We start from the raw sequence: 14674 nt of genomic DNA on the forward strand, positions 1-14674 counted from the left end.
GGAAGGGGACGCGCGGATTTTTTGTCCGCAGGGTCAGCGCGGCTGGACCAATCCGCCCGGCGGGCGCTCGTCGACGTTCTTGAGGAGCAGTTCGCGCACGGCGGGACGCGGTCCGTACGGGCGCAGCATGGTGCTGGCCGGGCGTGGACGCACGTGCTGCGGCCACCAGAACCAGCGCCCGAGCAGGGTGGCCAGCGACGGCGTCATGAACGACCGCACGATCAAGGTGTCGAACAACAGACCCAGCGCGATCGTCGTACCCACCTGGGCCATCACCATCAGCGGGCTGAACGCGAACGTGGCCATGGTGGCGGCGAACACCAGACCGGCGGAGGTCACCACCGAGCCGGAACCGGCCATCGCGCGGATCGTCCCGGTCCTGAGCCCGGCGTGAATTTCCTCCTTGAACCGCGATATCAACAGCAGGTTGTAGTCCGAGCCGACCGCCAGCAGCAGGATGATCGCCATCGCCAGCACCATCCAGTGCAACTTCAAGCCCAGGATGTACTGCCATAGGAGCACCGAGAGTCCGAACGACGCGCCCAGTGACAGCAACACCGTACCGACGATCACAAAGGCCGCCACGACGCTTCGGGTGATCACCAGCATGATGATGAAAATCAGTGTCGCTGCGGCAATTCCAGCGATCATCAGGTCGATGTTGGAGCCGTCGTGCATGTCCTTGTACGTCGCGGCGGTGCCGCCGAGGTAGACCTTGGCACCCTCCCACGGCGTGCCCTTGATCGCCTCGTGCACGGCCTGCTTGATCGGTTCGATGTGGTTGATGCCTTCAGGGGTCGCCGGGTCGCCTTCATGCGAAATGATCAGCCGGACCGAGTGCCCGTCCGGCGAGATGAACTGTTTGAGCCCCCGGGCGAAATCTGGGCTCTTGAACGCCTCCGGCGGGAGGTAGAACGTGTCGTCGTTCTTCGCCTTGTCGAAGGCGTCGCCCTGGGCGGTGGCATTGTCGGACTGCGCTCTGGCCTGTTCGTTGAGCCCCATCGTGGTCGCGTAGTTCGACATGATGGTGTCGAGGTTGCGCTGCTGGCTCTCGATCTGCGGCGGTATCAGCGCCACCAGCTTCGGCTGGATCTGATCCAGCTTGTCCAGGTTCGCGCTGAGGTTCACGATGTTCTGGGCCACCTGGTCGATGCCGTCGAGCGCGTTGAAGATCGACCGCAGCGCCCAGCAGGCGGGGATGTCGTAGCAGTGCCTCTCCCAGTAGAAGAAGCTGCGGATCGGCCGGAAGAAGTCGTCGAACGTCGCGATGTCGTCGCGCAACGATTCGGTGATCTGCACGGTCTCCTTGGTGAGCCTGGTGGTTTCGTGCGTCGTGTTGCTGAGGTCCTGGGTCACCTGCATCTGCTCGTGCAACGTCGCCATGGTCTTGCGCAGCTCGTCCGCCTGCTTGAGCAGGTTCGCCGCCTGTTCGTCTTGATAGTGCTGGGTCTGGATCCGCCCCGCGGCTTGTGCACTCATCTGAAAGCCGAGGGTGCTGTGGTCGAGCGGCGTGCCCAACGGCCGGGTGATGGTCTGCACCCGGCCGATACCGGGGATGTGGAAGACCGCCTTGGCGACCTTGTCCAGGACCAGGAAATCGGCCGGATTCCGCAGGTCGTGATCGGTCTCGATCATCAACAGCTCGGGATTGAGTCGGGCTTGGTCGAAGTGCCGATCCGCGGCGGCATAACCGACATTGGCCGGGGTGTCCGCCGGCAGAAAGTGGCGGTTGTCGTAGTCGGTCTTGTAACCGGGCAGTGCGAGCAGACCAACCAAGGCAATCCCGATGGTCACCGCGAGAACCGGTGCCGGCCAGCGGACGATCGCGGTGCCGATGCGACGCCAGCCCCGGGTCGCCAGCTTGCGCTTCGGGTCCATGAGCTTGAAGAACGACGCCACCGTCAACATCGCTGGAGCCAAGGTCAAAGCCGCGAACACCGCGACCAGCATGCCGACCGCGCACGGCACCCCGAGTGACTGGAAGTACGGCAGCCGGCAGAAGCTCAGGCAGTACATCGCGCCGGCGATCGTCAGGCCCGATCCCAGCACGACATGCGCGGTGCTGTGGAACATGGTGTAGAACGCTTGCTCGCGGGTCTCGCCCAGACCGCGGGCCTCGTGGTAGCGGCCGACCACGAAGATCGCGTAATCCGTTCCGGCTGCTATCGCCATGAGCACCAGCATGTTGTTGGCGAAGGTCGACAGCCCCATGATGCCGTAGTTACCGAGCGTCGCGACGACACCGCGGGCCGCCGCCAGCTCGATGAACACCATCCCCAGCATGATCAGCATCGTGACGACCGAGCGGTAGACGAACAGCAGCATCAGCACGATGACCAAAAAAGTGATGAGAGTGACGACCATGACGCCCTTCTCACCCGCGTGGGACTGATCGGCGAACAGCGGCCCCGGGCCCGTGACGTATGCCTTGATCCCCGGCGGCGCGGGCACCGAGTCCACGATCTTGCGCAGCGCCAGGGCAGACTCGTTCGCCAGCCCGCCACCCATGTTGCCGGCGAGATAGACCTGGACGTAGGCGGCCTTCTGGTCGTGGCTCTGGGAACCCGCGGCGGTCAGCGGATCGCTCCAGAAGTCCTGGACGTGCTGAACGTGTTTCTTGTCTTGCTCGGCGCGCCTGACGATCTCGTCGTAGTAGCGGTGCGCGTCGGCGCCGAGCGGCTTGTCACCTTCCAGCAGGATCATGGCCGAGTTGTCGGAGTTGAACTCTTTGAACGTCGATCCGACCTTCATCGTCGACTGGAAGGATGCCGCGGCCGTCGGGCTCATCGACACGGAGTGGGTTTTGGAGACGACCTCGAGCTGCGGGGAAATGGTGTTGGTTATGAACACGATGGCCAACCACACCAGGACGATCGGCAGCGCAAGCCGATGGATCATCCGCGGCAGGAACGGCGGGATCAGCGGCTGGTCGACGCGGGGCGGAGCCTCGCCTGGCTCGCTCATGCGGACTTGTCCAGGCAATAGACGAACGGATTCACGGTTTCGATGGCATCCGAGCGATTCGGAGCCTTGATGACGTCACCGTGCCCGTCGTGGTTGTTCACGACGAATCGGCAGGCGATCCAACTGCCGTCGCCTTGCGCCACCAGGTTTGCCGGGATGCCGGGCTTCGTTGAACTCAAAACAATGCTCCAGGGCAAGGGCACGTTCAATGCCTGCTGCGGATGGGAGTTTTCGTCGAGGTAGTTGATGGTTGCCGTGCTGCCCGGTGAACCCCAGACCTCGAGCGTGATCGTCTTGGCGTTGAACTGGTCGAGGACCTCGCCTGAGGTGCCACCACCGAACGAACCCTTGTGAACGCCGAAGACGCCGTGCAATCGGTATACGACGAATCCCGACAGCGCGACGACGGCTGCGATCGTGAGCACCAACCAGAACCGCGCCAACAGGCCCTTTTTCCTGCGGCGCTGCGGAGCGACGTTGTCGCCCTCCCCGCCGGCGGAGCCCTGGTTCTCCAGCGGCTCCGTCCTTGGCTCAGTCGTCGTCATGGGCACTCCAAGTCCTTCCCGTCTTCCACCAGTCGCCAAGCCATGGCCCCCCGGCCGCCCCTGCTCGTTCATGGCAATCCCGAGATGAGCCCGACGCACGTCGCGGTCAGCAAGCGAGTGAGGGCGGAGGCGAAGTCCAGGTTCCACTCGGGGGGAACGACTTCCGGCTCCTCGGCGTAGGCGTCGGTGAGGCGTTCCGGCGGGTTGGCCACCTGCCACAACGTCGCGGCCAGCGAGTACGCGGCCAGCAGGATGTCCAGTGATCCCGACCGCCCCAACTCGGGCAGCGCGTGCTCGATCGCGTCGGCGAGGGAGAGGGTCGCGGCGGTACTGATCCGCTTGACCTCGATCACCCGCTCGGCGTCCACCTCGTGTTCCAGGTGCAGGTGCAGGTTGGCGAGCAGGTCGCAGAACAGCGGGTCCTCGGCCAGGGCGTTGGCCAGCGTCTCGGCGATTTGTGACGGCGACTTGGGGCCGGGCTCGGCCAGCTTCTCCGATACCGTGTTGGACCAGCGCACCCAGCCCTCGGCCGAGAGGTGCAGCAACACTTCCTTGTGCGAGGTGAAGTAGCGACGGACGGCGGAGTAGTGAATGCCGGCCCGGCTGGCGACGGCGGTCAACGTGACCGAGGCGACGCCGGTCTCGAGCGCCAGTGAACGCGCGGCTTCCACGAGTGCCTCCGCACGTTGGCGCTTTTTCTCCTCGGTGCGGGCGCGTTGGAAGGTTAACTGCGCCACCGATGGAGCGTAACGCACGGCGTGTGATTTGTATAACGCACGGAGCGTGATTTGTGCTGGGTCACGTGAACCATTGGGGGCAGGTAGAGGTGTAAGTAGCTATGCACACCATCGCGCTCATCGGATTCCTCGGCGGACTCATCACCGGCATCTCACCGTGCATCCTGCCCGTGCTGCCGGTCGTCCTGCTGTCCGGCGCGAGCGGCTCACGCGGCCTCGGTTCGACCGCCCGGCCGTACCTGCTGATCGCGGGCCTGGTGTGCAGCTTCTCGGTGGCCACGTTGATCGGCTCGGCGCTGCTGACCGCGCTGCACCTGCCGCAGGACGCCATCAGGTGGGCGGCGCTGGTGGTGCTGGTGCTGATCGGGCTGGGGCTGATCTTTCCGCCGCTGCAGCACCTGATCGAGCGGCCGTTCGCGCACCTCCCACAGCCCCAGGTCGGGCCCGGCGCCGACGGTTTCGGGCTGGGCCTGACGCTGGGCGCGCTGTATGTGCCCTGCGCTGGTCCGGTGCTCGCCGCGATCGTGGTCGCCGGCGGCACGCAGTCGATCGGGGCCGGCACGCTGGTGTTGACCGGCACCTTCGCCCTGGGCAACGCGGTGCCGCTGCTGGCGTTCGCGCTGGCGGGGCGGCGCGTCGCCGAACGCGTCGCCGCGTTCCGCCGTCGGCAGCGCGTGATCCAGGTCGCCGGCGGCATCATGATGGTCGTGCTGGCCGTCGCGCTGGTCTTCAACCTGCCGGCGATGCTGCAGCGCGCCATCCCCGACTACACGACGGCGATGCAGAGCAAGATCGGCGCCGACGACATCCAGCGCGCGCTCAAGGCCGGCACGGCGACGCCGCCCCCGCCCGGGGCCGGCGGGCTGCAACTCAGCCCGAGCGGGGGCAGCATCAACGGCGCGCTGACCGACTGCCTGGACGGCGCCACCCAGTTGCAGCAGTGCGGCCCGGCACCCGCCATCGGCGGGATCTCCGGGTGGCTCAACACCCCGGACGGCAAACCGCTGGATCCGGCGGCGGTGCGGGGCAAGGTGGTGCTGATCGATTTCTGGGCGTACTCGTGCATCAACTGCCAGCGCGCCATCCCGCACGTAATCGATTGGTACAACCGGTATCACGACGCGGGGTTCGTCGCCATCGGCGTCCACACCCCCGAGTACGCCTTCGAACGGGTACCCGCCAACGTGGCCAGCGGCGCCGCCGCGCTGCACATCCCTTACCCCGTCGCGCTGGACAACGGCTACACCACCTGGAACAACTACCAAAACCTGTATTGGCCGGCCGAATACCTGATCGACGCCAACGGAACGGTGCGGCACACGAAGTTCGGCGAGGGCGACTACGACGGCACCGAAAAGCTGATCCGCCAACTGCTCGTCGACGCCCATCCCGACGCACGGCTGCCCGGCCCAACGCATTCGCCGGACACCACACCGCAGACCCGGCTCACGCCCGAGACGTATCTAGGGGTCGACCGGGCCCGAAGCTACGGCGGCGCAGGCGATTACAAGTCGGGCACGTTCGCCTACCCGCCACAGCTGGCAGCCGACACGTTCGCGCTGCACGGCCGGTGGAAGCTGGACGACCAGGGCGCCACCGCCGACAGCGACGACGCCGGCATCCGGCTGAACTACACCGCCAAAGACGTCTACGTCGTCGTCGGCGGCACGGGCACCCTGACCGTGTCCCGCGACGGCAGGACGACGACGACGGCGATCGGCGGGCCACCCACGCTGCACCCGATCGTGGCCGATGAGGCGGCGCGCAGCGACCAGCTCGACATGAGGGTCAGCCCTGGGCTGCAAGTGTTTTCGTTTACCTTCGGCTAGCCGGCCGGGTTCTTGGCCAGCCTGCCGAGCATCGCGACCAGCGCACCGCCGATCACCAGCGCCACGCCCACGAGCAGCGTGAGGTTGAGCCATTCGTGCAGACCCGCCTCGGCGTGGCCGACCATCACCTCGGCGACGCGGCGGATGTCGTCGGTGGTGCGGTTGAGCGCGTCGCCGACGTGACGGCCGGCGACCTCGATGCCCGCCCAGCCGGCGCCGCCGACCAGCAGCGCGGTGACCCCGAGGCTGGTGAGCGCCTTCCCGCGGCGGCGCGCCGTGGCCACCATCAGCACGGCGCAGACGACGCTGAGTGCGACCGCGCCAACGCTCACCCACGGGCCCCACGTGGCGAGCGGGCTCAGCCGCCCCGGCCGAAGCGACCCGTGGGCCGACGGCGCGGACGCCGTCAACGGAACCGTCAGCGTCGCAGGCACTTTCACGTTGTGGCGGCTCAGGATCCCCTGCATCGAGGTGTCCTTGAGCATCGGCGCCACGTCGATCGCCCACGACCCCCCGGCGCCGCCGGCGGTGAACAGCCAGCGGTGCGCCGCCCGGTTCGCCTCCGCGAACAGCGCCGGGAAGGCGGGCCCCGCCGTGAACGCGACGGCGGCCAGGTGCACCTCGGCGCCCTCGACCGGCTGGCGCCCGCCGTTGTGCTCCGCGATCAGCGCCATCGCGCGGTTGGCCAGTTCGTCGGCGGCGGCGGACTGCAGCGCTGGGTCGCCGGCGGCCCGCTGGGCCAGCGCGACGTAGCCGCCCTCGCTGATCACGTTCAGCTGCAGCCACGCCGCGGGTATGGCCACGGCCAGCGCGACGGTGGTCGCCAGCCACAGCACCGCCCGGAAGACGGCGGCCACGATGCGCACGCCGGAAAACCCCTAGGGCGCGATTCCGCGAACGTAGGCGGCCTGCCCGAGGTGTTGGGCGCAGTCGTCGATGATGCTCACCAACCGGGCGCTGGCCGTCACCGGCGGATCCCAGTTGGTGTCGACCACCCGCTGAAGCTCGGCGGCGGTCACGCCGGCGATGTATTCGAGCGTGAGCTTGTGCACCGCGTGGTAGTAGCCGGACAGCAGATCCGCGGGCGCCTTGACCTTGGCGACCTGTTCGGGGCCGTGCCCGTAGCCGGTGTCGTTGCGCGGCAGGTCGAGGGCGAACCGGTCCACCCAGCCGTCGCGCAGCCAGACCTGCTCGACCCCCGCCACGTCCGCCAGCTGGAGGTCCTGCACCCGCGCGCTATGCCAGAGCAGCCAGGCGATGCTGTTGGCGCTGGGAGTCACCCGGTACTGCGCGACCGCGTCGGTCAGGCCGTCGATGATGTCGTCGACGTGTTCGATCAACCGGGTGAACGCGTCGCGGAGCAGTTCTTGGACGGCGGCATCGGGGCTGGAGGTGTTGGCCATACCAGCGACACTAGATCCTGGCACGACCGGCGGGCGCGGTCGTAGATTATTTGCATGACTTACGACCTGATCATCCGCAACGGCACCATCGTCGACGGGCTGGGTGGTGAGCCGTACGTCGGCGACGTCGCGGTGCGCGACGGCGTCATCAAGAAGGTGGGAGCCGTCGGATCCGTGAACGGCGAGCGCGCCGAGCGGGAGATCGACGCCACCGGCCTCCTGGTCACCCCGGGCTTCGTCGACCTACACACCCACTACGACGGCCAGTCCATCTGGTCGGAACGCCTGACGCCGTCGTCGGCGCACGGCGTGACCACGGTGGTGATGGGCAACTGCGGCGTCGGCTTCGCCCCGTGCCGCCAGTCCGACCACGACGTCCTGGTCGACGTGATGGCCGGGGTCGAGGACATTCCCGGCGTCGTGATGACCGACGGCCTGCCCTGGACGTGGGAGACGTTCCCCGAATACCTGGACGCGCTGGACGCCGGCAAGCGGGACATCGACGTCGCCGCGTACCTGCCGCACTCGCCGCTGCGGGTCTATGTGATGGGCCAGCGCGGCGCCGACCGCGAGCCGGCCACCGCCGAGGACCTCGCCAAGATGCGGGCGCTGGCCAAGGAGGCGGTCGAGGTGGGGGCGCTCGGCTTCGCGTCGTCACGGCTGACCATCCACAAGACCGAAAGCGGTTCGCCCATCCCGAGCTACGACGCCGCGCGGGAGGAGATCGAGGAGATCGCCCGCGGTGTCGTCGACGGCGGCGGCGGCCTGCTGCAGTTCGTGCCGGACATCCCCGCCGGCGGCTACGAGCCCGTGCTGCAGACGGTGTTCGACGTGGCCGAGGACGTCGGCCTGCCGCTGACCTTCACGCTGGTGGTCGCCAACTCGGGCGACCCGACGTGGGAAGACGCCATCACGATGATCGAGAAGGCGAATTCCCGGGCCGGCGACGCCGACCCCCGAATCACCGCGCAGCTACTGCCGCGCCCGATCGGGCTGATCATCGGCCTGCAGCTGTCGGCCAACCCGTTCGTGCTCTACCCGAGCTACCGCGAAATCGCGCACCTGCCGCTGGCCGAGCGGGTCGCCGAGATGCGCAAGCCGGAGGTGCGCGCCCGCATCCTGGCCGACAAGCCGGGCCAGGGTCACCCGATCCTGTACGTGGCCCAAATGTGGGACTGGATCTACCCGCTGGGCGACACACCCGACTACGAGCCGGACCCGTCGACCTCCATCGGCGCCCGGGCGCGGGCCCGCGGGGTGAACCCGATGGAGGAGGCCTACGACCGGCTGCTTGACGACGACGGCCGCGCCATGCTGCTGGTGGCGACCAGCAACCTGCAGGGCAACTCGCTGGACACCGTGGGCAAGCTGCTGCACCGCGACGACGTGGTGCTGGGGCTGGGTGACGGCGGCGCGCACTACGGGATGATCTGCGACGCCAGCTACTCGACGTACTTCCTGACGCACTGGGCGCGCGACCGCAAGTCGGGCCGGTTCACCGTGCCGGAGGCCGTCCGCGAACTCACGTCGGTGCCTGCGCGCATCGCCGGGCTGGGCGACCGGGGGCGCATCGACGTCGGCTATAAGGCCGACCTCAACGTCATCGATCACGCAGCGTTGCGCCTGCACAAGCCGGTCATCACCTACGATCTGCCGGCCGGGGGCCGGCGCCTGGATCAGACGGCCGATGGCTACGTGGCGACGATCGTGGCAGGGGAAGTGATCGCCGAGAACGGCGTGCCCACCGACGCGCGTCCAGGCAAGTTGGTCCGCGGTCGGCAACCGCGGCCGGTAGCCGCGCAATAACGCCACCAAAACGGCCAGATCCCGGGTAAGTTGAGCCGGTGACGAGCCCGCATTTTGCGTGGTTGCCGCCAGAAGTCAACTCGGCACGAATCTTCTCGGGTCCCGGAGCCGGGCCGCTGCTTGCTGCCGCGGAAGCCTGGGACGGACTGGCCGAGGACTTGGCATCGTCAGCATCGTCGTTTTCTTCGGTTACGTCAAATCTCGCCAGCGGATCCTGGCAGGGCCCCTCGTCAGCGGCGATGATGGCCCTCGCCACGCACTACGTCAGCTGGCTCACCGCTGCGGCGGCCCAGGCCCAGGCGGTGTCCAGCCAGGCCTCGGCCGTGGCAGCCGCGTTCGAGGGGGCGCTGGCGGCCACGGTGCAGCCCGCGGTGGTCGCGGCCAACCGCGCGCTGGCGCAGGCGTTGTCGGCCACCAACTGGCTGGGCCAGAACACCCCCGCGATCGCCGACATCGAGGCCGCCTACGACCAGATGTGGGCCTCGGACGTCGAGGCGATGTACGGCTACCACGCCGACGCGTCGGCGGCCGTGGAGAAGCTGGCGCCATGGCAGCAGGTGCTGCAGAACCTCGGTTTCCACTTCAGCAGCAGCGGTCAGCTCACGTTCGGCCTGCCGGCGGCGCGGGTTCCGCGCACGCTGTAGCGGCCCGGCCCGCGCCTATCCTGGAGGGTCATGCGCACCAAGAAGCAGGTGGACGTCGAGCGCCTGGCCGCCGCCCTTCCCGACTACCCGTTCGCCTACCTGGTCACCGTCGACGACGACTATCGCGTGCACACCGTGACGGTCGAGCCGCGGCTACGCGAGGCGACCCTGGACGTCGGCCTCATCGGCGGGCGCACGCGCCAGAATCTGGCGCAGCGCCGCGACGTCACCCTGTTGTGGCCCCCGACCGAGCCCGGCGGCTATTCGCTGATCGTCGACGGCACGGCCGAGGTCAGTGACGCCGGCGACGCCGTTCGCCTGGAAGTCGTGCCGACCCGCGCCCTGTTGCACCGCGAGGCCGATCCCGGCTCCCCCGGTGCGGCGAAGGGCTGCCTGCACGACTGCGTGGTGTTCTCCCGCTGACCCCGCCGCACTTTTGCCCGCCCGGAGCGAGGAAGGCGCGGCCTCGGGTGTGCGGCTGGCCGCACACTCGGCGGCGTTGCTGGAGGCACCAGCGGGCACCGGCACACGAAAAAACCCGGCCCCCAAGGGGAGCCGGGTTTTCCCGTAGCTGTTGGACTTAGAAGTCCATACCGCCCATGCCGCCGGTCGGGTCGCCCGCGGGAGCGGCCGCCTTCTCCGGCTTGTCGGCGACGACGGCCTCGGTCGTCAGGAACAGCCCGGCGATCGACGCCGCGTTCTGCAGCGCCGAGCGGGTGACCTTGACCGGGTCGGCAACGCCGGCCTTGAGCAGGTCCTCGTACTCACCGGTGGCGGCGTTCAGGCCGGTGCCGGCGGGCGAGTTGCGGACCTTCTCGGCCACAACGCCGGGCTCCAGCCCGGAGTTGAAGGCGATCTGCTTCAGCGGGGCCTCGAGCGCAACGCGCACGATGTTGGCGCCGGTCGCCTCGTCGCCGGTGAGCTTCAGCTCGTCCAGCGCCGGGGTCGCGTGCAGCAGGGCCACGCCACCACCGGCGACGATGCCCTCCTCGACGGCGGCCTTGGCGTTGCGCACCGCGTCCTCGATGCGGTGCTTGCGCTCCTTGAGCTCCACCTCGGTGGCCGCGCCGGCCTTGATCACCGCAACACCGCCGGCCAGCTTGGCCAGGCGCTCCTGCAGCTTCTCGCGGTCGTAGTCGGAGTCGCTGTTCTCGATCTCCTGGCGGATCTGGGCCACGCGCCCGGCGATGGCGTCGGTGTCACCGGCGCCCTCGACGATGGTGGTCTCGTCCTTGGTGACGACGACCTTGCGGGCCTTACCGAGCAGCGCGACGTCGGCGCTTTCAAGCGACAGGCCGACCTCTTCGCTGATGACCTGGCCACCGGTGAGGATCGCCATGTCCTGCAGCATCGCCTTGCGGCGGTCACCGAAGCCGGGGGCCTTGACGGCAACCGACTTGAAGGTGCCGCGGATCTTGTTGACGACCAGGGTGCTCAAAGCCTCGCCCTCGACGTCCTCGGCGATGATCAGCAGCGGCTTGCCGGCCTGGATGACCTTCTCCAGCAACGGGAGCAGGTCCTTGACCGTCGACACCTTGGAGCTGACCAGCAGGATGAACGGGTCCTCCAGGACCGCTTCCTGACGCTCGGCGTCGGTGACGAAGTAGCCCGAGATGTAGCCCTTGTCGAACCGCATGCCCTCGGTGAGCTCGAGCTGCAGCCCGAAGGTGTTGGACTCTTCGACGGTGATGACGCCCTCGTTGCCGACCTTGTCCATCGCCTCGGCGATCAGGTCGCCGATCGACTGGTCGCCCGCGGAAATCGCTGCGGTGGCGGCGATCTGCTCCTTGGTCTCGACCTCCTTGGCCTGCTTCAGCAGGGTCTCGGTGACCTTCTCGACGGCCTTTTCGATGCCGCGCTTGAGGCCCAGCGGGTTGGCGCCGGCCGCCACGTTGCGCAGGCCCTCCCGGACCAGCGCCTGGGCCAGCACGGTGGCCGTCGTCGTGCCGTCACCGGCGACGTCGTCGGTCTTCTTGGCGACTTCCTTGACCAGCTCGGCGCCGATCTTCTCGTACGGGTCCTCCAGCTCGATCTCCTTGGCGATGGACACGCCATCGTTGGTGATCGTGGGGGCACCCCACTTCTTCTCTAGGACGACGTTGCGGCCCTTGGGACCCAACGTCACCTTTACCGCGTCGGCGAGGGCGTTCAGCCCCCGCTCGAGGCCGCGACGGGCCTCTTCGTCGTACGCAATTGTCTTGGCCATTGCGAAGTGATTCCTCCGGATCGGGAATGACACCGGGTGGCCATGGGTGGCCACCCCATTACTTACGCTGGCCGGGTGCAGTGCCCGCGACGGACGACCCCAGGTGTCTGCTGGTCTCACCGTCCCGACCTAGCACTCGCCTGTCGCGAGTGCCAACGTCATTCTTAGCACTCGCCTATGCCGAGTGCAAGAACACGGCAAGCCTTATCGCCGGACGCGTAAACCGTCGATGACGACGTCGGTCGCCCGCTCAGCCAGCGCCGAGTCGTAGGCCTGCATCGCCTGGCAGCCGACCAGGATCGCCTTGACATCCCGCATGTCGACGTCGCGCCGCGCGGTGCCCGCTTCCTGCGCGGCGCGAAGCAGCTCGCCCAGCATGGCCTTGAACGCGTCCTCGGCGCCGGGGGCGGCGCAGGCGATGTCGATCCCATATCCGGCCAGCGCGTCGACCAGGCCGCGATCCGCGGCCCCCCACTGCAGCACCATCGAGCGCAGGAAGGCGAACAGCGCCTCGCCCGGGCCCTCCGAGTCCAACAGGGCGTGCCCGTCGTCGACCAGGCGCCGCATCCGGTCCTCGATCACGGCCGTGAACAGAGCTTCCTTCGTCGGGAAGTGCCGGTAGACGGTGCCGGCCCCGACTCCGGCGCGGCGGGCGACGTCGTCGATGGGCACCGACAGGCCTTCGGCCGCGAAGGTCTCGTAGGCGACCTCGAGGACGCGCGCGCGGTTGCGCGCCGCGTCGGCGCGCAGCGGCCTTGCGGGTTCGGTCAAGTGTTCACCACCATCCGTCTCGACAAAACGGGGCGCGCGTTCCGTATAGTCGAATCAACCGGAGCGCTCGCCCCGTTTACCTTACTACTTTGAGGAGCTTCCGATGGCCAAATGGACCGCACAAGACATTCCCGACCAGGCCGGACGGGTCGCCGTCATCACCGGGGCCAACACCGGTCTCGGCTACGAGACCGCCGCCGCGCTGGCCGACCACGGCGCCCGGGTCGTACTCGCCGTGCGCAACCTCGACAAGGGAAAGGACGCCGCCGAGCGGATCGCCGCCAAGAGCCCCGGCGCCGACGTGACCCTGCAGGAGCTCGACCTGACGTCGCTGGATTCCGTCCGCGCGGCGGCCGAGCAGCTCAAGTCCGAGTACGACCGCATCGACCTGCTGATCAACAACGCGGGCGTGATGTGGACGCCGAAGTCCACCACCAAGGACGGCTTCGAGCTGCAGTTCGGCACCAACCACCTGGGCCACTTCGCCTTCACCGGCCTGCTGCTGGAGCGGCTGCTGCCGGTCGCAGGTTCGCGGGTCGTGACCGTCAGCAGCACCGGTCACCGCATCCTGGCCGACATCCACTTCGACGACCTGCAGTGGGAACGCAACTACAACCGGGTCGCGGCCTACGGCCAGGCCAAGCTGGCCAATCTGCTGTTCACCTACGAGCTGCAGCGGCGGCTCGCTCCGCACGGAACCACCATCGCCGTCGCCGCCCACCCCGGCGGCTCGCGCACCGAGCTGACGCGCAACCTGCCCCCGCTGCTCGAGCGCGTGATCACTCCCTTGCTGAACCCGCTCATGCAAGACGCCGCCGCGGGCGCCCTGCCGACGCTGCGCGCCGCCACCGACCGGGGCGTGCTCGGTGGCCAGTACTACGGCCCGGACGGTTTCGGCGAAGTGCGCGGCTATCCCAAGCTTGTCGGGTCCAGCGAGAAGTCCCACGACGTCGACGTGCAGCGGAGGTTGTGGGAGGTCTCGGAGGAGCTCACCGGCGTCACGTATCCCCTCGGCTGAGTCGATGGTGCCGACCCGCAGCGCCCGGCGCATGCGCCGCGCTCGCGATCGGCGCTAGAGGTCGAGCAGCTGTTCGTAGAAGCCGCCGATGCCGCGGGCCCGGTCGGCCAGGTGGATCTCGAGGATCCAATGGCACAGGCGGCCGGCCGGGTCCCTGCGGCGCATCGGCTTGGTCGATCCGGGCGCGATGTACCACTGGACGCCGGGGCCGGCGATTTTCTTGTGCGGGAACTCCCCCACCAGGTGACCGGCGATAGAACCGGCGAACTCGAAACCCTCCGCGTGGGCCAGGCCGACGACGAAGTCGAAGAGCTCGGCCCCGGTGACGTCCGGGCGCCCGTCGAAGTACTCGCGGCCGGCCCGCCACACCCGGGGCAGCGCGTCGCGCAGGGCCGCCTTGGCCGGGTCGTCGCCGAGCACGAACGTGCGGCCGAAGTCGGCCTCCCATTCGGCGAAGATCGGCCCGAAATCGAGGAAGACGATGTCGCCGTCGTCGACCATCCGGTCCGGCGGGCGCTCGCTGAAGGGTTGCAGCGTGTTCTCGCCCGCCCGCACGATGCGCCGATGCCAGTGCCGGGTCACCCCGAACAGCTGGGCCGCCAGCCGGTTGATCTCGTCGGACAACTGCCGCTCGGAAACACCGGGGCGGATGATGCCGCGCCGCTCGACCTCGTCAAACAACTGCGCCGCCTTCTCCTGGGCGTCGAGCAGCCGTTGCGCGCGCACATCCTCCGGGGTCTCCACTCCCGCG

Annotated in this window: 12 protein-coding genes and 1 pseudogene; 5 read left to right on the forward strand and 8 right to left on the reverse strand. The window is 68.3% G+C overall.

Annotation, left to right across the window (positions count from 1 at the left end; translation table 11 throughout):
- Positions 1 to 33: 33 nt before the first annotated feature.
- From ACEL92_RS24075 to ACEL92_RS24085, 3 genes are all read right to left on the reverse strand, one after another.
- The gene (locus ACEL92_RS24075; RefSeq protein WP_374023086.1) at positions 34 to 2964 is read right to left on the reverse strand and encodes an RND family transporter; all 2931 of its coding nucleotides are present in this window, start codon (positions 2962 to 2964) and stop codon (positions 34 to 36) included.
- On the reverse strand, positions 2961 to 3509 hold the full coding sequence (locus ACEL92_RS24080) for an MmpS family transport accessory protein (RefSeq protein WP_374023087.1): 549 nt from the start codon (positions 3507 to 3509) through the stop codon (positions 2961 to 2963). The genes ACEL92_RS24075 and ACEL92_RS24080 overlap by 4 nt, the downstream gene beginning before the upstream one ends.
- A 68-nt stretch (positions 3510 to 3577) precedes the next feature.
- Entirely contained in the window at positions 3578 to 4264 is a 687-nt protein-coding gene (locus tag ACEL92_RS24085) for a TetR family transcriptional regulator (protein WP_374023088.1), read from the reverse strand.
- Positions 4265 to 4347: 83 nt separating this feature from the next.
- Here ACEL92_RS24085 and ACEL92_RS24090 point away from each other — a divergent pair, with 83 nt between their 5' ends.
- Complete coding sequence (locus ACEL92_RS24090) at positions 4348 to 6075, forward strand: cytochrome c biogenesis protein CcdA (RefSeq protein WP_374023089.1); 1728 nt, start codon at positions 4348 to 4350, stop codon at positions 6073 to 6075.
- On the opposite strand, the gene ACEL92_RS24095 is transcribed toward ACEL92_RS24090, so the two are convergent.
- Positions 6072 to 6941 carry a hypothetical protein gene (locus tag ACEL92_RS24095; protein WP_374023090.1) on the reverse strand — a complete coding sequence of 290 codons (870 nt, stop codon included), beginning with the start codon at positions 6939 to 6941 and terminating at the stop codon, positions 6072 to 6074. The genes ACEL92_RS24090 and ACEL92_RS24095 overlap by 4 nt on opposite strands.
- Before the next feature lie 12 nt (positions 6942 to 6953).
- Positions 6954 to 7478 (reverse strand): mycothiol transferase, encoded by a 525-nt coding sequence (locus ACEL92_RS24100; protein ID WP_374023091.1) that lies wholly within the window; start codon positions 7476 to 7478, stop codon positions 6954 to 6956.
- Positions 7479 to 7532: 54 nt separating this feature from the next.
- Between ACEL92_RS24100 and ACEL92_RS24105 the strand changes: the two genes are divergently transcribed.
- From ACEL92_RS24105 to ACEL92_RS24115, 3 genes and pseudogenes are all read left to right on the forward strand, one after another.
- Entirely contained in the window at positions 7533 to 9284 is a 1752-nt protein-coding gene (locus ACEL92_RS24105; RefSeq protein ID WP_374023092.1) for an amidohydrolase family protein, read from the forward strand.
- Positions 9285 to 9322: 38 nt separating this feature from the next.
- Positions 9323 to 9895, forward strand: a pseudogene (locus tag ACEL92_RS24110) (PPE family protein); the annotation flags it as partial.
- Positions 9896 to 9958: 63 nt separating this feature from the next.
- Positions 9959 to 10351, forward strand: a complete 393-nt coding sequence (locus ACEL92_RS24115; protein ID WP_374023093.1) for a pyridoxamine 5'-phosphate oxidase family protein — start codon at positions 9959 to 9961, stop codon at positions 10349 to 10351.
- A 157-nt stretch (positions 10352 to 10508) separates the two neighbouring features.
- On the opposite strand, the gene groL is transcribed toward ACEL92_RS24115, so the two are convergent.
- Together groL and ACEL92_RS24125 are read right to left on the reverse strand one after the other, a co-directional pair.
- Positions 10509 to 12134 (reverse strand): chaperonin GroEL, encoded by a 1626-nt coding sequence (gene groL, locus ACEL92_RS24120; RefSeq protein WP_068083393.1) that lies wholly within the window; start codon positions 12132 to 12134, stop codon positions 10509 to 10511.
- Between the two features lie 204 nt (positions 12135 to 12338).
- The gene (locus tag ACEL92_RS24125; protein WP_374023094.1) at positions 12339 to 12905 is read right to left on the reverse strand and encodes a TetR/AcrR family transcriptional regulator; all 567 of its coding nucleotides are present in this window, start codon (positions 12903 to 12905) and stop codon (positions 12339 to 12341) included.
- Between the two features lie 103 nt (positions 12906 to 13008).
- On the opposite strand from ACEL92_RS24125, the gene ACEL92_RS24130 reads away from it, so the two are divergent.
- Positions 13009 to 13923 (forward strand): SDR family NAD(P)-dependent oxidoreductase, encoded by a 915-nt coding sequence (locus ACEL92_RS24130; protein WP_374023095.1) that lies wholly within the window; start codon positions 13009 to 13011, stop codon positions 13921 to 13923.
- A 54-nt stretch (positions 13924 to 13977) separates the two neighbouring features.
- Here the strand turns inward: ACEL92_RS24130 and ACEL92_RS24135 are convergent, their stop codons facing one another.
- On the reverse strand, positions 13978 to 14667 hold the full coding sequence (locus tag ACEL92_RS24135) for a M24 family metallopeptidase (RefSeq protein ID WP_374023096.1): 690 nt from the start codon (positions 14665 to 14667) through the stop codon (positions 13978 to 13980).
- Positions 14668 to 14674 lie beyond the last annotated feature (7 nt).

Source organism: Mycobacterium hainanense, assembly GCF_041890355.1.
Lineage (GTDB): Bacteria > Actinomycetota > Actinomycetes > Mycobacteriales > Mycobacteriaceae > Mycobacterium > Mycobacterium hainanense.